This window comes from Tardiphaga sp. 285_C5_N1_2 (genome assembly GCF_052076065.1).
In the GTDB taxonomy this organism is placed as follows: domain Bacteria; phylum Pseudomonadota; class Alphaproteobacteria; order Rhizobiales; family Xanthobacteraceae; genus Tardiphaga; species Tardiphaga robiniae.
In genome coordinates this window covers 3,871,697-3,890,908 of record NZ_CP197241.1, presented here as the reverse complement: position 1 = coordinate 3,890,908, position 19,212 = coordinate 3,871,697, and the positions used below count along the sequence as shown (strand labels likewise).

Below are 19,212 nucleotides of genomic sequence, written 5' to 3'. Positions count from 1 at the left end.
TCACCCCACCCCGGACAACGCGACCGCTGCTGCGCATCGTTCGCGTCGCCCGACCCTCCCCCTCCAGGGGAGGGTGAAGATGGGGCGCCATCGATGTACCGAGTTCTGAAATCATCGCTGCAAAGCTATCATGCAGCATCTGGCCCACCAACCCGGCCCCACCGTTGAATTATCAACCCTGCAGCGCTAAGCCAGTCCCGGAACAAAAACACTTTGGGGGACGCGCGTGCAGGCAGGTGGGGCCGCGGCATCGATGGCGGTGGCGCTTGATGACGCGACGGTGGCGTTCGGTATTGCCGACAATCGCATCTATACGGCGGTGGAGAAGGCGACACTCCGGGTCGCGGATGGCGAGTTCGTCGCCATTGTCGGGCCGACCGGCTGCGGCAAATCTACCCTGCTCAATGTCGCTGCCGGTCTGCTGGCGCCAGCCTCCGGTGCTGTCCGGATATTTGGTCAGCCGCTGGGCGGACTGAACGCACAGGCGGGTTACCTGTTTCAGGCCGACGCGCTGTTTCCCTGGAAGACCGCGCTCGACAATGTCGCCATCGGGCTGGAGATCGCCGGCGTCGTGCGCGACGAGGCGTTGTCGCGGGCGCAGGACTGGTTGACCTCGGTCGGTCTCGGCGCCTTCGCCGGGCGCTATCCGCATATGCTGTCGGGCGGCCAGCGCAAGCGCGTCGGTCTTGCGCAGGTGCTGATCCGCAATCCGAAAATCCTGCTGATGGACGAGCCGTTCGGGCCGCTTGACGCACAGACCCGGCAGGTGATGGGCAACCTGCTGCTGGATCTGTGGAGCAGGGATCGCAAGGCGGTGCTGTTCGTCACGCACGATCTCGAAGAGGCAATCGCGCTGGCCGACCGTGTCGTCATCATGTCAGCAGGGCCGGGCTCGCGCATCATCGGCGATTGGAAGGTGCCGCTGCCGCGGCCGCGCGATATTTTCGAGGTGCGGCTCGACAAGGAGTTTCACGCGCTTCATCGCGAGATCTGGAGCGTGCTGAAGGACGAGGTGATGAAGGGCTATGCGCAGTCGGCTGGTATGGGAGCCGCGTCATGACGCGTCCTGTATTGCTGCTGTGTCAGGTACTCGTCGCCGTGGTCGTCATCGGGCTGTGGCACCTGCTCACCACCGTGCCGGTGTTCGGCCGCATCCTGCTGCCGCCGTTCTTCTTCTCTAACCCCTGGGATGTCGGCAGCCAGATTGTTAGCTGGTTCGCGTCAGGCATTATCTGGAAGCATCTCGGAATCACGCTGCTTGAGTCGGTATTAGCCTTTGTCATCGGCTCGACGCTGGGCGTGCTGATCGGCTTCTGGTTTGCGCGCCAGCCGCGCCTCGCCGCCATCTTCGATCCCTATGTGAAGATGGCCAATGCGCTTCCGCGCGTGGTGCTGGCGCCGATCTTCGCACTGTGGCTCGGGCTCGGCATCTGGTCGAAAGTCGCGCTCGGCGTCACGCTGGTGTTCTTCATCGTGTTCTTCAACGTCTATCAGGGCGTCAAGGAAGTCTCGCCCACGGTGCTCGCCAATGGCCGCATGCTGGGCATGAGCGAGCGGCAGTTGATGCGCCATGTGTTCTGGCCGTCGGCGCTGTCATGGATGTTCTCGTCGCTGCATACCGCAGTGGGCTTTGCCGTCGTCGGCGCCGTGGTCGGCGAATATCTGGGATCGGCGGCGGGGCTGGGTTACGTGATCCAGCAGGCGGAGGGCACGTTCGACGTGGCCGGCGTGTTCGCGGGCATGTTCGTGCTGTCGGCGTTTGTGATCGCCATCGATATTCTGGTGACGATGGTCGAGAAGAGATTGCTGGTGTGGAAGCCTGTGGTGAGCGACGGGCGAAGCTGAGACGATTCCCTCGTCCCGCTTGCGGGGAGAGGGTGGATCGAATGACCAAAGGTCATTCGAGACGGGTGAGGGGGAGCTAGCGAGTAAAACACTGGCTCCCCCTCACCCGGATCACGCGCTGTCGCTTGTGATCCGACCTCTCCCCGCAAGCGGGGCGAGGTTAGGCAGAGCCCGTGGCTTACGGCAGCGGCTTGGTGTCGTCCGGCGCCTGCGGCGGGGTCTTGATGGCGATGGCGCGGAACGGCTTGCCGTCGGGCTTGGTGCCGCCATGGGGCGTGCCCTTCGGGATGATGATGAGGTCGCCGGCCTTGACCTGAACTTCCTTGTCGCCCAGCCACACGGTGCCGGTGCCTTCGAGGATGTACTGGATCTCGTTGGTGTTGGGATGCATGTGCTTCACCACATTGCCGTCCTGCACCGAGATGGTCGCGCCGTCGGCCTGCATGAACATCTTGGAGCGGAAGCCGGTGGGCGAGGCGGGTCCGAGTGCATCGCCGACGAGTTCGGGGACGTGGATGACCTGCGCGGTGATGTTTTCCGCAGCCTGCGCCGGCGTGATGCCCTCGGGCACAAGATGCGTGATCAGGCAGCCGGCGGCGAAGGCGGCAGTGATCGAGAGTGTTGCGGTGATGCGCTTCATGAACGTTCCCCCTGGATGACAATGATTTGCCGCGCGGATGCTATGTCGCGGGACGTGGGTTGACCAGTGCCGGCTTTCCAACCGGCGGAGGCTCCTCTATCCTCCGCGCCTGATAGCGCGGAGGAAACAATGACAACGAACATAAAAACCGGCTTGAGCCGTTTATTCCTTGCACGTCTTTTCCTTGCGAGCCTTTTGTCGGTGTTTCTCGTTCATCCCGCTGCAGCGCAAACCAAGGTGACCATCGCCATCGGCGGCGGGGCGTGTCTGTGCTATCTGCCGACCGTGCTGGCCAAGCAGCTCGGCGAATATGAGAAAGCGGGTCTCGCCGTCGAGCTGGTCGATCTCAAGGGCGGCTCCGATGCGTTGAAAGCCGTGCTCGGCGGCAGCGCCGATGTGGTCTCCGGCTATTTCGATCATTGCGTCAATCTCGCCGCCAAGAAGCAGGAGCTGCAGAGCTTCGTGGTCTATGACCGCTATCCCGGTCTCGTGCTGGTGGTGTCGCCGAAGCACACCGGCAAGATCACGTCGATCAAGGATCTCGCCGGCAAGAAAGTCGGCGTCAGCGCGCCGGGCTCGTCGACGGACTTCTTCCTGAAGTATCAGCTCAAGAAAAACGGTCTCGATCCGGCTGGTACTGCTGTGATTGGCGTCGGCCTCGGCGCGACGGCAGTGGCGGCGATGGAGCAGGGGCAGATCGAAGCCGCGGTGATGCTCGATCCTGCCGTCACCGTGCTGCAGGGCAGCCACAAAGACCTCACGATTCTCAGCGATACCCGGACGCAGAAGGACACGCTGGCGGTGTTCTCCGGCGAATATCCCGGTGGCGCGCTGTATTCGACCACGGCCTGGGTCAAGGCTCATGAGAAAAAAGAAGTGCAGGGGCTGACCAACGCGATCATGAATACGCTGAAATGGATTCACAGCCATACGCCGGAAGAGATCATGGCGAAGATGCCCGAAGGTATCGTCGGCAAGGACAAGGAGCTCTATCTCGCAGCGCTGAAGAACACGCTCCCGATGTATTCGGAGACGGGGCTGATGGATCCGAAGGGCGCGGCTGCCGTGCTCGCGGTGTTCAGCGAGGGCTCGCCGGAGGTCGCGAAAGCCAATATCGATGTCAGCAAGACCTATACGAATAAATATGTCGAGCAGTTCGCCAAAACGATGGGGACGAATGCGAAGTAGGTTCTGCGCATGATGACGCCGGTCATTCACCGCGTCACGCAACTCGACCTCACACGCAGTGATTGGCAGTGGCCGTTCGCGCGTGAGCGGCGGGACGAGATCGACGCTCACTTCGCAGGCAAGCGTGCCGAGAAGCCGCAACTGTTCAATGGGCGCGTGTTGCTGGCGCGCAATGCGCAGTTCACTGGCAACCAGTTTAGCGCGGACTATTTCGAGACCGATTTTGCGAGCTTTCTGGCGTGGCGGGATTGGCGCTGTCCCGATCCGGATGTGTTCAACGGATTTGGTATGGGCGCGCTGCGTGCCAGCGACGGCGCCTTCGTGCTCGGCGAGATGGGGCAGCATACATCCAATGCCGGACGCATCTATTTTGCGGCGGGCACGCCCGATCTGGACGACCTGCGCGGCGACGTGGTCGATATTGCCGGCAGTGTGACCCGTGAAGTCGAGGAAGAGCTCGGTCTGACGGAAGCCGATTACCGCGCCGACGCTGGCTGGTCCTGCGTCGTGACGGATTTCTCGGTGGCGATGATGCGTCTTCTCGATGCGGGTCAGCCGGGCGAGGTATTGCGTAACACCATCGAAGCCAATCTTGCCGGTCAGACGTCGCCTGAGCTGCGCGGAATTCATCTGGTGCGCAGCGAAGCCGACTTCACCCCGACGATGCCGCTGTTTGTGACAGCGTTTATGACAGCGCAACTGGCGCCAGCGATGTGATCTGCTGGTATTGCCGGGATCGGCACGCTACGCTTGCAATCCCGTGTCCCGGAGTTGCCGATCTCATGTCTGCCAAGCCCGTAGTGTCTGCGTTGAAGTCCTATATCGAGCCCTACAGAATCGATGGGTCGAAAGCTTTCCACCTCAAGGCACATGACACCAATGGCAGCGGCGGGCTGCACAAGGAAACCGGCAAGAAGATCATCGAGGCCAACCGACGCCGGCTGCAGGAACTGCAGGAAAAGCTCTATGCGCAGGATCGCTGGTCGCTGCTGCTGATCTTCCAGGGCATGGATGCCGCCGGCAAGGACAGCGCCATCGAAAGCGTGTTCGATGGCATCAATCCGCAGGGCTGCGAGGTGCATTCGTTCAAGACGCCGTCGTCGAACGAACTCGATCACGATTTCATGTGGCGTCACACCATCGCGCTGCCGCAGCGCGGACGCATCGGCATCTTCAATCGCTCTTATTACGAGGAATGTCTTGTCGTCCGTGTGCATCCGGAGATTCTCGCCAAGCAGAAAATTCCGGCGGAGCTGGTGACAAAAGATATCTGGCGCGAGCGCTTCGAGGACATCACCGCCTTCGAGAAATATCTCGCGCGCAACGGCACCGTGGTGCTGAAATTCTTTCTCAACGTCTCCAAGGAAGAGCAGCGTGAGCGCTTCCTCGATCGTCTCGAGCAGCCGGCGAAGAACTGGAAGTTCTCATCGGCCGATATCGCCGAGCGCGCGTTGTGGGACAAGTATCAGGAGGCCTATGAGGACCTGATCAAGCATACCTCCTGCGAGGAAGCGCCATGGCACGTGGTGCCGGCGGATCGCAAATGGTTCTCACGCGTGGTGATCGGCTCGGCCATCGTCAACGCGCTGGAGAAGCTGGACCTGCACTTCCCCACCGTGGACGGCGAGGCGAAGAAGGACTTTACGCTGATCCGCGAGGCGCTGGAGAAAGAAGGGCCGCCAAGGGAAGGCAAGCCTGTGGTGAAGAAGGTCGCGAAGAAGAAGGTGGCCAAGAAGAAAGCGGCGAAGAAAACGTGATATTTTCTGGCTGTCATCCCCGCGAAGGCGGGGATCCATACACGCCGAAGAGGCCGTTCGTACGTTGTCGTCGCGACTTTGCCGTTTTGATTAGTTCGACCGTGGCTATGGGTCCCGCCTTCGCGGAGACGAAAGCTACGGCGGGCTAGTTTAACTCAGCTTCAATTCCTTCAACACCGTCGCGACCTTGTCCTGCGCCGCGTCGTTCAGCGGCAGCACCGGGCGCGGTGGCTTCGCATCCGTCAGCCCCATCTGCTCCGCAGCCGCATACATCACGCGCAGGCTGGAAAATTGCTTGAACAGATCCCACAGCGGCTGCATCGCGCCGTTGAGGCGGCGCGCTTCGTCGGCATTTCCGGCTTGCGCTGCGCGGGTGATGGCCAGACAGCTCTTTGGAAACAGGCCCGCTGCCACGCAATACCAGGCGTCGCCGCCGGCCAGCAGCGTCTCCATCGAATTCCAGTCCCCGGCATAGCCGACCGAAAAGCCTGATGGCACGGCGGCACGCATCTGCTTCAGGTGATCTGCGGCGAGGCTGGCTTCGGGCGAGGTGCCCTTGACGGCGACGACGCCGGGAATACGTGCGATGCGGCCGACCAGGTCGGGCGTGAACTTGAAATGCGTGGTGGCGAAGTTGTCGTAGATCACGATCGGCAATTTGCTTTCGACGGCGACCGTTTTGAAATGTTCGAAGACTTCATCCTCGGTGAGCGGCGCATAGGACACCGGCGCCAGCAGGCCTGCGGCAGCGCCGGTCGCCTTGGCATCGCGGGCGAGTTCGATCGTCTCGTCGGTGCGGAGCGCGCCGATGCCGACCAGCACGGGGACTCGGCCGTTCACCTCCGCAATAGCGGCTTCAGTGGCGCGCCGGCGCTCGTCACGGCTGAGGAACGGGTAAGAACCGGTGCTGCCCAGGAGCCCGATGGAATCGACCTTGGCGGTCGCCAGCGGCGCCACCAGCCGCCGCAGCGCGGGCGTATCGACCCTGCCATTTGTATTCATCGGCGTGATCGGGAAAGCGGATAATCCCTTAGCGAAAGTCATCGTCCTGTCCTCGCAATTGCCGTTCGGTCTTAGGGCAAAAGGATGGCTGCGAAAACGTCCAGTTGGCGATGTTCTGGCTAGGCCAGTCGGCCACGCGCCCCAGCTTCTCCCAGGAGGATTTAGGTCAGCATTCCTGACCCTCTTAGCCGTTGCAGCCTCCCGCAATTGTCGTCTAGAACGACCTCAGGCCCTCGTCGGCAACGAACCCTCAAGGGTTTTCCTTGAGACTGGTTTTGGCCGAGGATGTGGGCCTGAAGGTGTGGCAATGCTGATTCGCAGCGATATGGTTGGAGTTTCCGGGGGAGTGGCTGTTGCCGCTGGTCCCGACGCGATTCCGGCTGCGCTGCTGTCCAACCTCCTTCTTGGCGGGCTGCTTCTGCTTATCTGCCCCTGAGCGCCGTCTGGGCCGTTTGGCCTGGGTACTCAGGGGATCATGACATCCAGAACCATCAGCTCCCTCTGGCGCCCAGACAGATGCGCCCCGACCTAAGGAATATCTCATGACTTCGACCACCCCGTCCGTTCAGGACAAGTCCGACAAGGACCGCGTCTTCATTTTCGACACCACCTTGCGCGACGGCGAGCAGTGCCCCGGCGCCACTATGACTTTTGAAGAGAAGCTGGAAATCGCCGAGATGCTCGACGATATGGGCGTCGACATTATCGAGGCCGGTTTCCCGATCTCGTCGGAAGGTGATTTCGAGGCGGTGCACGAGATTGCCAAGCGCTCGAAGAACTCGGTCATCGCCGGTCTCGGCCGTGTCAATCCGAAGGATATCGACCGCTGCGCCGAAGCCGTGAAGCCGGCGGGCGATCGTGCGCGCGTGCATATGGTCATCGCAACCTCGCCGCTGCATATGCGCGTCAAGCTGAACATGACCCCGGAGCAGGTGATCGACGCCTCCGTGGCCGGCGTCACCCGCGCCCGCAACATGGTCAACAATGTCGAATGGTCGGCGGAAGACGCCACCCGCAGCGACATCGACTTCCTGTGCCGCATCACCGAGGCCGTCATCAAGGCCGGCGCCACCACGGTGAACATTCCCGACACAGTCGGTTACACCACGCCGGAAGAATACACCCGCATCATCCGCACCCTGCGCGAGCGCGTGCCGAATTCCGATCAGGCGATCTTCTCCGTCCATTGCCACAACGATCTCGGCATGGCGGTGGCGAATACGCTGGCCGGTATCGACGGCGGCGCGCGTCAGGTCGAGTGTACCATTAACGGCATCGGCGAGCGCGCGGGCAATGCGGCGCTCGAAGAAGTCGTGATGGCGATCAATGTGCGCAACGACAAATTCCCGTACTGGAACAGGATCGACCCCACGATGCTGACGCGGGCGTCGAAGGTAGTCTCGGCGGCGACATCTTTCCCGGTGCAGTACAACAAGGCGATCGTCGGCCGTAACGCCTTCGCCCATGAGAGCGGCATCCACCAGGATGGCGTGCTGAAGGATGCCTCGACCTACGAAATCATGACGCCGGCCTCGGTGGGCCTGAAGCAGTCGTCGATCGTGCTCGGCAAGCATTCCGGCCGTCACGCCTTCATCCATCGTCTGGAAGAGCTGGGCTATAAGCTGGGCAAGAACCAGATCGAGGACGCCTTCATCCGCATGAAGGCCTTGGCGGATCGCAAGAAGGATATCTACGACGAGGATATCGAGGCGCTTGTCGATCAGGAGATCGTGCAGGCCCATGACCGCATCAAGCTGGTGTCGCTGACGGTGATCGCCGGCACCCATGGCCCGCAGCGCGCCACCATGAAGCTGAATGTCGAAGGCGTGCTGAAGATCGAGGAGGCCGAGGGCAATGGTCCGGTCGATGCGGTGTTCAACTGCATCAAGGCGCTGGTGCCGCATGAGGCCAAGCTGGAACTGTATCAGGTCCACGCCGTGACCGAAGGCACCGACGCGCAGGCGGAAGTATCGGTGCGGCTGGCCCATGAAGGCCGATCGATGACCTCGCGCGCCGCCGATCCGGATACGCTGGTGGCCTCGGCAAAGGCCTATCTCGGCGCCTTGAACAAGATCGTCATGAAACGCGAGCGCGATATGCCGGCGCCGGTTGCTGCCGCGAGCTGATCTCGGATAACCTCTCCCCGCTCTGCGCGGGGAGAGGTCGCGCGCTCTTACGCGCGGGTGAGGGGCGGTTCGTTGTCCTCTCATCCCTCACTTACTGACGGGTCGCACCCGCACGATTCCCCACGCTGTTAGGCCATTGCCTCGCCCCTCACCCCGCCCCTCTCCCCGTGCAGAACGGGGAGAGGGAGCAGGCGCTCCGCGTTTTGCGTTGCAGCATCGATTTCATGTTGTACCCCTGCGAAGGGGCAATGGCGTTTGCGCATTGATCTCTATATTGCTGCAACTGGCATACAAGCGGGAGCCGCTCAATGAGCTCCCACGTCATACGGGAGAAACACATGCGCAAATTGATTTTCGCAGCAGCATCGGTCGCCGCGCTTGCATTGATAGGACCGGCCGCCGCGCAGGCGCCTATCATCATCAAATTCAGCCATGTCGTCGCGCCGAACACGCCGAAGGGCCTCGCTGCGGAGAAGTTCAAGGAACTCGCCGAGAAATACACCGACGGCAAGGTCAAGGTCGAAGTCTATCCGAACTCGCAGCTCTACAAGGACAAGGAAGAGCTGGAAGCCTTGCAACTCGGCGCGGTGCAAATGCTGGCGCCGTCGAACTCGAAGTTCGGGCCTATCGGCGTCAAGGAGTTCGAGGTTTTCGATCTCCCCTACATCCTTCCGGACCTCGCCACCCTGCGCAAGGTGACTGACGGCCCGCTCGGCGCGCGGCTGCTCAAGCTGCTGGATTCCAAAGGCATGACCGGCCTTGCCTATTGGGACAACGGCTTCAAGCAGATGACCGCGAACAAGAAGTTGCTCACTCCCGCGGACTACAAAGGCATGAAATTCCGCATTCAGTCGTCAAAGGTGCTGGAAGCTCAATTCCGTACGCTTGGCGCGATTCCGCAGGTGATGGCGTTCTCGGAAGTGTACCAGGCGCTGCAGACGGGCGTGGTCGATGGTCAGGAGAATACGCCGTCGAACATCTACACGCAGAAAATGCATGAGGTGCAGAAGTACACTACGCTGACCAACCACGGTTATATCGGTTACGTTGTGGTGGTGAACAAGAAATTCTGGGATGGCATTCCGGCGGATACTCGCGGCCTTCTGGAAAAGGCCATGAAGGAAGCCACCGCCTATGGCAACGGCCAGTCGGCGAAGGAAAACGACGACGCACTCGCCGAGATGAAGAAGAGCGGCAAGACCGAATTTGTTACACTGACGCCGGAGCAGGATGCCGGCATGCGCAAGGCGGTGGAGTCGGTTTATACCGATGTGGCAGGCCGGGTAGGCAAGCCACTGATCGACGAATTTCTCAAGGAAACGCGCGGCGCCACCAACTAGGATTGACGATGTGAGCTTCCGCGCCCTCGGGTGCGGAAGCCACTGACGCCCGGGGGCCGCAGTTGCCTGACTGCGGAATGGGGTTAGCGCAAGGTCACGCCGCGATCAGATCAATTGCCGATTGACCCGCACTGGGGGACTAAATGTTTCTTCGCATCCTCGATCGGCTTGAGGAACTGCTGATCATGACATTGATCGCGGCCGCGACCGTGATCATTTTCATTGCAGTGGCACATCGCTACCTCGTCGGGATCCCGTTCTTCTATCCATTTTTGTTCCCGATCCACCTGTCGTGGGCGCAGGAGCTGTGCATCTTGATGTTCGTGTGGATGGCGAAGTTTGGCGCCGCCTACGGCGTGCGGACCGGCATCCATGTCGGCGTCGATGTGTTGGTGAACCAACTCGACCCGCCCTGGCGCAAGACGGTGGTGATGTTCGGTCTGCTCTGCGGCGCGCTCTTCACCTTTGTGGTCGGCAGCATGGGTGCGAAATTCGTCTACGGGCTGATGTACACCGATCAGGTGACGCCCGATCTCGAACTGCCGAGTTGGATCATCTATCTCTGTGTTCCGCTCGGCTCCTATCTGATGTGCTTCCGCTTCCTGCAGGTTGCTCGCAAATTCTGGCGCACCGGCGAACTCCCACATCATGACGAGACCGACGTGGAGGGGATCGATCCCGAAGCCGCCGCCGCCAGCGCCGCGAGGATCATCCGATGATCGCTGCCATTATTTTCGGACTGCTTGTTGTGCTGATGCTGACGGGCATGCCGATCTCGATCGCGCTCGGTCTCACGGTGCTGACGTTCCTGTTTTTCATGACCAACGTGCCGATCGAATCCGTCGCGCTGAAGCTGTTTACCGGCATCGAGAAGTTCGAGATCATGGCGATCCCGTTCTTCATCCTCGCCGGAAACTTCCTCACGCATGGCGGCGTCGCGCGGCGAATGATCGAATTCGCGCGCACCATGATCGGCCATTGGGCCGGCGGACTGGGCATTGCAGCCACGATGGCCGCCGCGCTGTTTTCAGCGGTGTCGGGGTCGTCGCCGGCAACCGTGGTGGCCATCGGCTCGATCATGCTGCCGGCCATGCTGTCGGTCGGTTACCCGAAGCGCTTTGCCGCGGGCGTCATCGTCACCGGCGGCGCGCTCGGTAACCTGATTCCGCCTTCGATCATCATGGTGATCTACGCAGTATCGACCAGCGGCGCGGTTTACTTCGGCCCTGCCGGCGAGAAGGTCTCTTCCGCCTCGGTCGGACAATTGTTCATGGCCGGAATGGTACCGGGTGTGATCCTTGCCATTATGCTCTCCGCCACCACCTGGTATCGCGCGTGGAAGAACAACTATCCGCGCATACCGAAGGCAACCTGGGCCGAGAGCTGGCACGCCTTTCGGGAATCAGCTTGGGGCATTTCGCTGATCGTTATCGTGCTGGGAGGCATCTATCTCGGCTGGTTCACGCCGACGGAAGCCGCCGCCATGAGCGCCGTCTACGCCTTCCTGATCGAGATGTTCATCTACAAGGACATGAAGTGGAAGGACGTGCCCAAGGTTCTTCTGATCTCGGCCAGCATGAGCGCGATGATCCTCTACATCGTTACCAACGCGGTGCTGTTCTCGTTCCTGATGACCAGCGAGCAGATCCCGCAGGCGATGTCGAACTGGATCACGAACAGCGGCATCAACTGGATCACGTTCCTGCTGGTGGTGAACCTGCTGCTGCTGCTCGCCGGCAATGTGATGGAGCCGTCCTCGATCGTTCTGATCATGGCGCCGATCCTTTATCCGATCGCAGTCAAGCTCGGCATTCATCCGGTGCACTTCGGCATCATCATCGTGGTCAATATGGAAATCGGCATGTGTCATCCGCCGGTGGGACTCAATCTCTACGTCGCCTCCGGTATCGCGAAGATGGGGATCACCGAACTCTCCATTGCCGTGCTGCCGTGGCTGATCACGCTGCTGATCTTCCTCGGCCTCATCACCTACATTCCGGAACTCTCGCTGTGGCTGCCGCGATTGCTCGGGATGCTGTGACAAAAGAATTCTGAAGTGTGTTCCATCGTGAATACATATTCAGAAATCGAACACATCCGGAAAACATATGGCCAAAGCGTAAGTTGAAGGTCCGGCATCGCAGGATCATCTTCGGGTAACTTTCCAAAGGAGGTTGCCATGAAGAAGATCTTGCTCGCTGGTGCCGCTGTTGCCGTGATCGCCGGTTCTACCGCGGTCTATGCCCAGCACCGTCCATGGATGCATCATCACGTCCGGATAAATCCGGAAGACCGCGCTGCCTTCGCCGATGCGCGCATCGCCGCGGTCAAGGCCGGGCTCAAGCTGACGCCGGACCAGGAGAAGATGTGGCCGGCGGTGGAGAGCGCAGTGCGCGATTTCGCCAAGCTGCGCATCGACCGCGCCAATGCGCGCATGGAAGAGCGCAAGAACCGCGACGACGACGCGAAGCGGACCGACACGCCGGACAATCCGGTCGCCCGCCTGCAGCAGCGTGCCGGCGACATGGCCACCACGGCCGCGGCGCTGAAGAAAATCGCCGATGCTGCCGACCCGCTCTACAAGACCCTCGATGACGGCCAGAAGCGGCGACTGGCAGTGCTGACCCATATGGACCGCGGCTTCGGGGGCGGGGAGGGCGGCTGGCGTCATCGCGGCCCGCGGCCGGGCTATGAGCGCGGCAGCTTCGAAGGCGAGGGATTCGGCCCTCCCGGCTTCGATCGCCCGCATTTCGGCGATGACGACGATCGCGGTCCCGGTGGCCCCGGCGACAGATTCGACCACGACGCCGCACCGGGCGCCGAACGGCTCTGACGCGACGCAGTTTTCCACGGTCCCAATGACGAAGAAGCCGCTGAAATCCAGCGGCTTTTTCGCATTTTTGCGATTGCGAAAAACGGTGCAATTTTTGTGACAGCGTCGCTGGACATCCCCGGATCGCTTTGCTAAACGACGCCGTCCCCACGGGGATATCCGGATCTGGATCCGGGCGCATAGCTCAGTTGGTAGAGCAGGTGACTCTTAATCACCGGGTCCTAGGTTCGAGCCCTAGTGCGCCCACCATTCATAACTCCCGATATAACAATATCTTGCTAAACAAGCACTCCGCTCAAAGCGTGAACGTGCGACACCGTTTTGTCGCACGCTGTGCGACATTTTGCGGATGTCTCGGCTTGTTCTATGTCGTTTTCCGACAAGAGAGAGCCATGGGCGGCCAACGAGTTGGCTAAGTTTTTTTTCCGCGAGCGAGTGCGATTATTCGCAGCGCTGTGCTTTTGCTCCCAGGAGCGACTTTGGGCTTGTCTACGTCCGATGAAATCATGAATGGATTGGCTGACTGCACGATGAGGAGCTTTTCCACCTTCACAGGGATACCGATCTTCCTAGATGTCGCGCTCACTAGCTTTTTCCAAGCCGTGTACGCTTCTTCATGCGTCTCGAAGGTGCCGGTCAAGGTAGTGTCCGGAAGGTGCCTTAACCTGTTATCCTTCGCAGGTGCCCAATTTGATAGTTTATATTTTTCCGCGAGTCCTAACAGGTCCGAATGCGGCTCCGGGTCAGTCTCTTTCAAATCATAGCTGATAAAAAACCGCTTCATTCCATCCCCTCTAGCTCGTCCCCGAGAACGCCTAAGCGGCCCCGCTCAACTTAAGGCTGCTAAAACGGCCCCGTCAACCGGAGAACGATTAGCTACAATGCGCTGATATTTCGGAGAGCCATATGTCGATTGGCTGCATCACGCTTAGAGATCCAGCTTGCGCCGAACGCCGTCGTGGCGGATCAGAGTTCGGCACTGGCCGTAAAACTGATCTTTTCAACCGCTGTCGTGGTCGGAGTGAAGATCACCACAAATCCGATGTTCGTCTTCTCGATCACAACGGGCGTTACACCTTTCGGCAGATCCTCGAACTCAAGAGTCGGCGGAATGCGCATTGGCACAGCAAAAGTCACACGGAAGGTATTCTGTCCGGTTTTGATGATGAGCGCAGCCCCGCCAGGACCGGGCTGAAGCTTCGTCGTTCCAAGAAGTGCGTGAATTTCTCTAAGGATGTGGTCGGCCGATGCGACGCGGTCTGCTTGATCCGCATGGCCTGTGAATTTTTCCAGATTGGAAGTGGCGGCAGTTAGCTGATCATATTGCCTGAGAAGCACCTTAAGAACTTCCGTATTCTGCCCCGCAGCGTCGAGCTGCGCTTCGTAGCGCTTAAGCGTCTCGATCGGAACCTTCAGCTCTTTGACCTCTGTTACGATCTGGTCACCTCGGGACTCGATGCGGTCGTTTTGCTTGTCATTTCGAAGTCGGGTCGCCAAGTTCTCGTAGCCAACCAGTGCACCGAAGATGCCTGCAACGACGGGGCCTATAACAAGCAACAAGTATGCAAGGGGATAGCTCTTCACCAATTCAAGCATCACCCCGTCATCCCTTCCTTCGACATGAATTCAACCAGCCTACCGGAGTAACAGCTCCGCGATCTTAATTGCAGAAATTATCGAGGGCACGGCGAGGATGAGCAGACCCGTACAAAAGAAAAAGGCAACCAGTAGCCGTAGATTTGGCTTGCTCGTTGATTGCTCATTGTACCAGCGCTGCATAACGAGCGCGCGATAATCACTGAGCGTTCTATGATTGAGCGGATTTCGCGGTATTCGGACGACTGATCCCAGCGCAGCCAGTGCCGTTTCGTCCATAGCTGGACCGTCAACGGTGACATAGCCTGCCCAGTCGCCGTGTTTCTTCACAAGATAAGGACACCAGCTCTGGTACATAAACGACCCGATGCCAAGGAAAAGTAGTCCGAAATATGTGAGAAATGTCTTTTTCGCCCAAAGCGCATCGATCCACCCAATAGAAAGATGATCCTCCAGCTGTCCCAAGTTTAGAAACTCGCGCGCCTGATTGTTGAAGAGAATCCAGAAGCCGACGAGAGGAAAGAGCGCTGAGACCCGTACAGACAGCGAATTGCCGAGGGTGCGAAGTGCCGCCCACGACAGCGGCCTCATATTGCGCTGAAACGGCGTTTCCTCCGGCTTAATTGTTGTTCCTGCCATCTTAGCCCGTCATTCCTTACCAAGATGCGCCAACTGAAATACGATTTGGTTCAAGGTTACTTGTAGCTCACCCTCTTGATATCGCTCCACGGCAAGAAAAGTAGTTGCTTTGACGCTTCATCATGGAATAGCAACCCTTTCTCGCCGGAACGGACAACTTTTGCTTTAAGCTCAAGCAAGCCGATCTTAATGGTGTGTCGATAGGGCGCGTTCGCCGCATAGCCTGTCGCGATGTCGTAGCCCAGCGCAAAACTAAGAGCAAAAAGCAACGAGCCTGTTCCCATCGTCATAAAGGTGAGCCTGCTACCCCCCGATGGAATTATCCAAAGAAGAATAGCGCCCGAAATCAAAGAGCCGAGCATCACGTAATTTACAAGGCCCGGACGCAACCACGTGTTCAGGGCAAGGATCCCAATTACAGCTGGCTGAACGAGAAGGGGCCATCGGTCCTTCCACGACGGAGCACGCCCGGCTGTGCGAATTCGTTCCTTAGATTTGTCTTCCGCATGCAAAAGGCGACTTGTAAGAACGACGCCAACTGCAGCGAAGAAAATCCCTCCGAGCGCCAAAGGGAGCGCTTCTAAGGCGAAATTAATGTGCTCTGCGAGCGAAAACACGGTGAATAAGTTGACATCGAGAGCATAGAAGTAACCCACATCAAAAAACACGGCGAGTGCAGAACTCAGGAGGGGGACGACTATCAATATCTGCTTCATTCGCTCAGAGACGACGATCTCGGACATCAGTTTGCCCTCGACGAAAATACTTCAATCACCCCGTCATCCCTTCCTCCGACATGAACGCCACTAACCTATCGATCGCTGCATCGGCTCGCTGCGCATTGCGGGCGCGGTAGTGCTTCATGATGGTCTGCGCCGATTGATAGCTATGACCGGTAGCCCAACATACTGGAGACTGCGCACTAAGCGCATTCGCCATGATCAAATTTAATGAAACGAGCCTAAGGCTTGGCTTCTGGCGAAGGCATGATTGGTTCAGATGGCCAGTCAAAGCTGTGTCGCGCAAAGAGTGCCTTCCCCAACTCCAAGATCTCTTTTGCTTTGATGACATAGCCCAAGTTCATCATCATATTTAGTTGAGGCACAGCTACATTGCCTGTCGGAATGTTTCTGATGACGATCGAGCCGTCAGCTTGGAAGGTTGGTCCAGAATATAGAACGCCTAGTAGTATGGCTCTCGATCCAAAGGTCGTATTCCCTTTCTTATCAATAATTGCGCCGTTATTATAAATAAGAACGGGTGATCCGGATGAGCCTGGGAAGGACGCTACATCGACGACCGTTGTAGCAACACCATCCACATCAAAATCGATTGAGGGATGGGAGGCAGTTATTCCGCGTCTAATCAAAGGATAGTTGTTAGTTGAATCCCATAGGCCGTTGGGATAGCCCACCATCAAGACATCCTCAACAGCGTTGAAATTCTTAAGTTCATCGTCCGATTTGATGATAGTGGGGTCAAGCGACCTAAAGAATGGTGTGAGCGATCCCATCGAATTAAGGGCTTGTCCTATCCCGAGGGCACACAAATCAACTTTTGGATTTGGATGAGCAATCCAATCGGTCGCCACTGAATCGATCGCCGCGTTGCCATCCGGCTGCTTCGCATCGCTGGTCGATGAAGTGTGTATCAAGAATTGGAGCTTCTCAGTTCCCTCTATGACGTGCTTGTTTGTCACCAGAACTGGAATTTGTTCGTTGGGATTGAGAGGGAAACTGAAGAAGAACCCTGTACCAGTTTTGAAATTGGTTGAGGCTGGAATTGTGCCGACAAGCCGTGCGGTACAGTACATCAAGTTCTCAGCGACGCTTGTCGGCTCGAACATTTTTGCCCCTATTTTTCGCGCAGGAAAAACGATCGAGCCCAAAGCCGCCGAAAATAGCAGTTTACGTCTCGTTATCGGCATCCCGGTTCTCCGGTCGGGACGATATCTCATGGGAACTTCAACTGGAACGGGTATTAAATATTTTTGTGATCGGTAAATTTCAGCGGATTGTGCCGTGCGACAAACGCCGTTTTTCGCCGGAAATCGTCTGCGGTGCGACACGTAAGTCATTGATAGGTGACCCAAGTATCTCTTAATCACCGGGTCCTAGGTTCGAGCCCTAGTGCGCCCACCAAAAAATCTCAACAAATCAGATTGTTAGAATTTCGGTGGTCAGTCGTTCCGACCCGACATCATCCGTCATTCTGACGTGGCACCTGCTTTTGGTCTTTTGCTGAGTCATCCGGTATTTTCGGAGCTCTTTGCAAACCCGAGCGAAAACGCAGACAGAATTTTTCTATTGGTCCCGTACCCTCTGCTGGAGGTGGCTAGGTGGAACCGCCGGGATGCGTGCACGTTCCTACATTTGGAGAAACAGCATTCTGGTGCCGTCGTGCGGCGCGCTTTGCATTCAAGTCCAATCACCAAGCAGCAAATGGGAGTTTGTCGATGCTCAGCGCCTTCATCAACGGAAAAGATATCAAAACCGGTACCGTGATTTCTGTCGTCGCCAAATCGGTGGCGCCGGGAGAAACGCTTGCGCTCGAATACCCCAACAAAAGTCGGGTGTCAGGTAAGGTGATCTCAGCTTCGCACAGCGAGCTCGAATTGGAGATCAATTCGGAGGCCTGGCGGCTGCGTCCACACGCCCCGAGCGACAGCACCATCCACAATGACTTGTCCGATAAGGATGCATCATTCTGGACGGTCCAGGCGAAGCTCTAGACTATTCGTCCTGGCCGGTTTCCGACCTCAGTGGCCTGGTTTGAAATGGCAGCGGTCTGATCTGGTGACTGCCTAGGAATGGCCGTCGGAGCCGTGATGAGTTCCGTCTCCGCTTGTCCACGGCTCGGAGTCGTCATCATTTGGTTTTGTCTTCGTACCCTGACGAAACGCAAAGCCGAGAAACCCAACCAGGAGGACCAGCGCGAGAAGCGGCCCTAACCAGTTCGGCATAACTTACTCCTCCGTAAGGCCGCTCAGTGGGCGGCTTTTCATTTTGGCGATCTGGAGGCGGATCGATGGATGGTATCGAAGCCCACGCGCGGTTCGTTCAGGATCTTCGCCAGAGGATCGTGTTTTGGGGGCGTCCGAGGGGATGCCGTCGGTTTGTGCCGGCGCTCGGCGACCATGGCGCGCTCGGCATTGGCCGCGCGCGAACCGTGCTCTTCAACAAAGCCGATCCTGGGTTCGTCGAGCAGCTTGGACTGCCATGCTTTTGTGTTGGTCATTCCGGCATTCTAGCCGATGGCGTGCGTCCGCAAAAGCCCGCGGGCGAGGGCGGGTGGAGACCGCACGCGCAACGCCGCCCCGAGCGGAGTATGATCGCCCCGGCGACGTTGGCTAAACACTGGGCCCTGAAATCCCCAGCACAAATTGGTACGATGGACGTGGCTGAAAGGTTCAAGGGAGCCAAAGAAAAAAACGCCCGCGGGTATCGAGCGGGTTATGGCGGTCTGCGGTTCGGCGATATGCCGCGAGACGTCGAGCGTAGCCAAGACCCTACCAATGCAATGAAAACCCGCCGAGCTGCGCCGGCGGGTTTCGTCTGCCTACTGGCGATACGGCTCGTCAGGGAGTGGTCCGGGCGGCCCGCGGCGTAGCTGCAGGCGCAGCGGTCCTGGTTTTCTGGATTGCCTGGCTGACCGGTAATTGCAGCACGATTGCCTTCTGGCCGGGTTTCAGGTCTGTGACGAGAACAATCCTGCCATTTGAGAATTCCAGCGCGTCGTGGTGATTGTGATACTGGCCCATGTCAATTTGACGAAACCGGGCTAGTCGATCGTTGACGTTGCGGCGAAACACCCATCCATCGACTCGGACGTTTTCTTCAAAAGCGATCTCGGTGCCAGGGCGAAGGCATACCGCAACGTTTGGATCGTCGAAGCTTGCGAACCCTTTGGTCGTCGTCGAAGGAAATCTTGCCGATACCAACCTATCCGCCACCTCTGCGGGACGGTTGGCGACCGCGTGCAGGCTGTAATCACACATGGATGCGCTCCTATGGACGGCCACCCAGCAAATGCTGCAACATCCGTGAACCCCGTTGGTTGCAGCGCGGGGCAAAAAAAGCTGCCGGCCCAGGCGTCACCTCATTCTGACCGCGCCAAAATTCCAAGCCTAACGTCCAGATAGGCGCGTCCAGGATCGCTTCGACGTTCGACCGCCGCCTTCACGCGTCTGGTCGAAGCGCTGCGTTATCGTTTGTGAGTATGGAGCAGGGGCCGCCGTATCATTGCG

General features: G+C 58.7%; 20 protein-coding genes and 1 tRNA gene. 12 read left to right on the top strand and 9 right to left on the bottom strand.

Going from position 1 to position 19,212, the window contains the following annotated elements:
* The first annotated feature begins 253 nt into the window (after positions 1-253).
* Together AB7951_RS18460 and AB7951_RS18455 are read left to right on the top strand one after the other, a co-directional pair.
* Complete coding sequence (locus tag AB7951_RS18460; RefSeq protein WP_120290420.1) at positions 254-1,060, top strand: ABC transporter ATP-binding protein; 807 nt, start codon at positions 254-256, stop codon at positions 1,058-1,060.
* Entirely contained in the window at positions 1,057-1,845 is a 789-nt protein-coding gene (locus tag AB7951_RS18455) for an ABC transporter permease (RefSeq protein ID WP_120290422.1), read from the top strand. Before AB7951_RS18460 ends, AB7951_RS18455 begins: the two co-directional genes overlap by 4 nt.
* Before the next feature lie 178 nt (positions 1,846-2,023).
* Here AB7951_RS18455 and AB7951_RS18450 read toward each other — a convergent pair whose 3' ends face one another.
* Positions 2,024-2,485, bottom strand: a complete 462-nt coding sequence (locus AB7951_RS18450) for a cupin domain-containing protein (RefSeq protein ID WP_068738428.1) — start codon at positions 2,483-2,485, stop codon at positions 2,024-2,026.
* 129 nt (positions 2,486-2,614) lie between these two features.
* On the opposite strand from AB7951_RS18450, the gene AB7951_RS18445 reads away from it, so the two are divergent.
* From AB7951_RS18445 to AB7951_RS18435, 3 genes are all read left to right on the top strand, one after another.
* Positions 2,615-3,673, top strand: coding sequence for an ABC transporter substrate-binding protein (locus AB7951_RS18445; RefSeq protein ID WP_120290424.1), 1,059 nt, complete (start codon positions 2,615-2,617; stop codon positions 3,671-3,673).
* Between the two features lie 9 nt (positions 3,674-3,682).
* On the top strand, positions 3,683-4,390 hold the full coding sequence (locus tag AB7951_RS18440; RefSeq protein WP_120290426.1) for an NUDIX hydrolase: 708 nt from the start codon (positions 3,683-3,685) through the stop codon (positions 4,388-4,390).
* Positions 4,391-4,455: 65 nt separating this feature from the next.
* The gene (locus tag AB7951_RS18435; protein WP_120290428.1) at positions 4,456-5,430 is read left to right on the top strand and encodes a polyphosphate kinase 2 family protein; all 975 of its coding nucleotides are present in this window, start codon (positions 4,456-4,458) and stop codon (positions 5,428-5,430) included.
* 150 nt (positions 5,431-5,580) lie between these two features.
* Here AB7951_RS18435 and AB7951_RS18430 read toward each other — a convergent pair whose 3' ends face one another.
* Complete coding sequence (locus AB7951_RS18430) at positions 5,581-6,474, bottom strand: dihydrodipicolinate synthase family protein (protein ID WP_120290430.1); 894 nt, start codon at positions 6,472-6,474, stop codon at positions 5,581-5,583.
* A 500-nt stretch (positions 6,475-6,974) separates the two neighbouring features.
* Here AB7951_RS18430 and AB7951_RS18425 point away from each other — a divergent pair, with 500 nt between their 5' ends.
* The 6 genes from AB7951_RS18425 to AB7951_RS18400 all read left to right on the top strand — a co-directional run bounded on the left by AB7951_RS18425 (position 6,975) and on the right by AB7951_RS18400 (position 12,980).
* The gene (locus tag AB7951_RS18425; RefSeq protein WP_120290432.1) at positions 6,975-8,558 is read left to right on the top strand and encodes a 2-isopropylmalate synthase; all 1,584 of its coding nucleotides are present in this window, start codon (positions 6,975-6,977) and stop codon (positions 8,556-8,558) included.
* A 338-nt stretch (positions 8,559-8,896) separates the two neighbouring features.
* Positions 8,897-9,898: a TRAP transporter substrate-binding protein gene (locus AB7951_RS18420; RefSeq protein ID WP_068738418.1), complete on the top strand. Its 1,002-nt coding sequence runs from the start codon at positions 8,897-8,899 to the stop codon at positions 9,896-9,898.
* 143 nt (positions 9,899-10,041) lie between these two features.
* Positions 10,042-10,617, top strand: a complete 576-nt coding sequence (locus AB7951_RS18415; protein WP_068738416.1) for a TRAP transporter small permease — start codon at positions 10,042-10,044, stop codon at positions 10,615-10,617.
* Positions 10,614-11,939: a TRAP transporter large permease gene (locus tag AB7951_RS18410; protein ID WP_068738414.1), complete on the top strand. Its 1,326-nt coding sequence runs from the start codon at positions 10,614-10,616 to the stop codon at positions 11,937-11,939. Before AB7951_RS18415 ends, AB7951_RS18410 begins: the two co-directional genes overlap by 4 nt.
* Before the next feature lie 138 nt (positions 11,940-12,077).
* Positions 12,078-12,731, top strand: coding sequence for a Spy/CpxP family protein refolding chaperone (locus AB7951_RS18405; protein ID WP_120290434.1), 654 nt, complete (start codon positions 12,078-12,080; stop codon positions 12,729-12,731).
* A gap of 173 nt (positions 12,732-12,904) precedes the next feature.
* Positions 12,905-12,980, top strand: a tRNA-Lys gene (locus AB7951_RS18400).
* 163 nt (positions 12,981-13,143) lie between these two features.
* On the opposite strand, the gene AB7951_RS18395 is transcribed toward AB7951_RS18400, so the two are convergent.
* From AB7951_RS18395 to AB7951_RS18375, 5 genes are all read right to left on the bottom strand, one after another.
* Positions 13,144-13,515 (bottom strand): hypothetical protein, encoded by a 372-nt coding sequence (locus AB7951_RS18395; RefSeq protein WP_441256018.1) that lies wholly within the window; start codon positions 13,513-13,515, stop codon positions 13,144-13,146.
* A 182-nt stretch (positions 13,516-13,697) separates the two neighbouring features.
* Positions 13,698-14,327: a hypothetical protein gene (locus AB7951_RS18390; RefSeq protein WP_441256017.1), complete on the bottom strand. Its 630-nt coding sequence runs from the start codon at positions 14,325-14,327 to the stop codon at positions 13,698-13,700.
* A 39-nt stretch (positions 14,328-14,366) separates the two neighbouring features.
* Complete coding sequence (locus AB7951_RS18385) at positions 14,367-14,966, bottom strand: hypothetical protein (protein WP_441256016.1); 600 nt, start codon at positions 14,964-14,966, stop codon at positions 14,367-14,369.
* 56 nt (positions 14,967-15,022) lie between these two features.
* Positions 15,023-15,709: a hypothetical protein gene (locus AB7951_RS18380; protein ID WP_441256015.1), complete on the bottom strand. Its 687-nt coding sequence runs from the start codon at positions 15,707-15,709 to the stop codon at positions 15,023-15,025.
* A gap of 218 nt (positions 15,710-15,927) precedes the next feature.
* Positions 15,928-16,893, bottom strand: a complete 966-nt coding sequence (locus AB7951_RS18375) for a trypsin-like peptidase domain-containing protein (RefSeq protein WP_441256014.1) — start codon at positions 16,891-16,893, stop codon at positions 15,928-15,930.
* Positions 16,894-17,421: 528 nt separating this feature from the next.
* Between AB7951_RS18375 and AB7951_RS18370 the strand changes: the two genes are divergently transcribed.
* Positions 17,422-17,697: a hypothetical protein gene (locus AB7951_RS18370; RefSeq protein WP_093760270.1), complete on the top strand. Its 276-nt coding sequence runs from the start codon at positions 17,422-17,424 to the stop codon at positions 17,695-17,697.
* A 269-nt stretch (positions 17,698-17,966) separates the two neighbouring features.
* Here the strand turns inward: AB7951_RS18370 and AB7951_RS18365 are convergent, their stop codons facing one another.
* Together AB7951_RS18365 and AB7951_RS18360 are read right to left on the bottom strand one after the other, a co-directional pair.
* Positions 17,967-18,203: a hypothetical protein gene (locus AB7951_RS18365; protein WP_441256013.1), complete on the bottom strand. Its 237-nt coding sequence runs from the start codon at positions 18,201-18,203 to the stop codon at positions 17,967-17,969.
* 340 nt (positions 18,204-18,543) lie between these two features.
* The gene (locus AB7951_RS18360; protein WP_441256012.1) at positions 18,544-18,963 is read right to left on the bottom strand and encodes a hypothetical protein; all 420 of its coding nucleotides are present in this window, start codon (positions 18,961-18,963) and stop codon (positions 18,544-18,546) included.
* Positions 18,964-19,212 lie beyond the last annotated feature (249 nt).

Bases quoted from the DNA above. Each gene is read 5' to 3' on its own strand.
- AB7951_RS18460 (WP_120290420.1), top strand. From the start codon at position 254: ATGGCGGTGGCGCTTGATGACGCGACGGTGGCGTTCGGTATTGCCGAC.
- AB7951_RS18455 (WP_120290422.1), top strand. From the start codon at position 1,057: ATGACGCGTCCTGTATTGCTGCTGTGTCAGGTACTCGTCGCCGTGGTC.
- AB7951_RS18450 (WP_068738428.1), bottom strand. From the start codon at position 2,485: ATGAAGCGCATCACCGCAACACTCTCGATCACTGCCGCCTTCGCCGCC.
- AB7951_RS18445 (WP_120290424.1), top strand. From the start codon at position 2,615: ATGACAACGAACATAAAAACCGGCTTGAGCCGTTTATTCCTTGCACGT.
- AB7951_RS18440 (WP_120290426.1), top strand. From the start codon at position 3,683: ATGATGACGCCGGTCATTCACCGCGTCACGCAACTCGACCTCACACGC.
- AB7951_RS18435 (WP_120290428.1), top strand. From the start codon at position 4,456: ATGTCTGCCAAGCCCGTAGTGTCTGCGTTGAAGTCCTATATCGAGCCC.
- AB7951_RS18430 (WP_120290430.1), bottom strand. From the start codon at position 6,474: ATGACTTTCGCTAAGGGATTATCCGCTTTCCCGATCACGCCGATGAAT.
- AB7951_RS18425 (WP_120290432.1), top strand. From the start codon at position 6,975: ATGACTTCGACCACCCCGTCCGTTCAGGACAAGTCCGACAAGGACCGC.
- AB7951_RS18420 (WP_068738418.1), top strand. From the start codon at position 8,897: ATGCGCAAATTGATTTTCGCAGCAGCATCGGTCGCCGCGCTTGCATTG.
- AB7951_RS18415 (WP_068738416.1), top strand. From the start codon at position 10,042: ATGTTTCTTCGCATCCTCGATCGGCTTGAGGAACTGCTGATCATGACA.
- AB7951_RS18410 (WP_068738414.1), top strand. From the start codon at position 10,614: ATGATCGCTGCCATTATTTTCGGACTGCTTGTTGTGCTGATGCTGACG.
- AB7951_RS18405 (WP_120290434.1), top strand. From the start codon at position 12,078: ATGAAGAAGATCTTGCTCGCTGGTGCCGCTGTTGCCGTGATCGCCGGT.
- AB7951_RS18395 (WP_441256018.1), bottom strand. From the start codon at position 13,515: ATGAAGCGGTTTTTTATCAGCTATGATTTGAAAGAGACTGACCCGGAG.
- AB7951_RS18390 (WP_441256017.1), bottom strand. From the start codon at position 14,327: ATGCTTGAATTGGTGAAGAGCTATCCCCTTGCATACTTGTTGCTTGTT.
- AB7951_RS18385 (WP_441256016.1), bottom strand. From the start codon at position 14,966: ATGGCAGGAACAACAATTAAGCCGGAGGAAACGCCGTTTCAGCGCAAT.
- AB7951_RS18380 (WP_441256015.1), bottom strand. From the start codon at position 15,709: ATGTCCGAGATCGTCGTCTCTGAGCGAATGAAGCAGATATTGATAGTC.
- AB7951_RS18375 (WP_441256014.1), bottom strand. From the start codon at position 16,893: ATGCCGATAACGAGACGTAAACTGCTATTTTCGGCGGCTTTGGGCTCG.
- AB7951_RS18370 (WP_093760270.1), top strand. From the start codon at position 17,422: ATGCTCAGCGCCTTCATCAACGGAAAAGATATCAAAACCGGTACCGTG.
- AB7951_RS18365 (WP_441256013.1), bottom strand. From the start codon at position 18,203: ATGACCAACACAAAAGCATGGCAGTCCAAGCTGCTCGACGAACCCAGG.
- AB7951_RS18360 (WP_441256012.1), bottom strand. From the start codon at position 18,963: ATGTGTGATTACAGCCTGCACGCGGTCGCCAACCGTCCCGCAGAGGTG.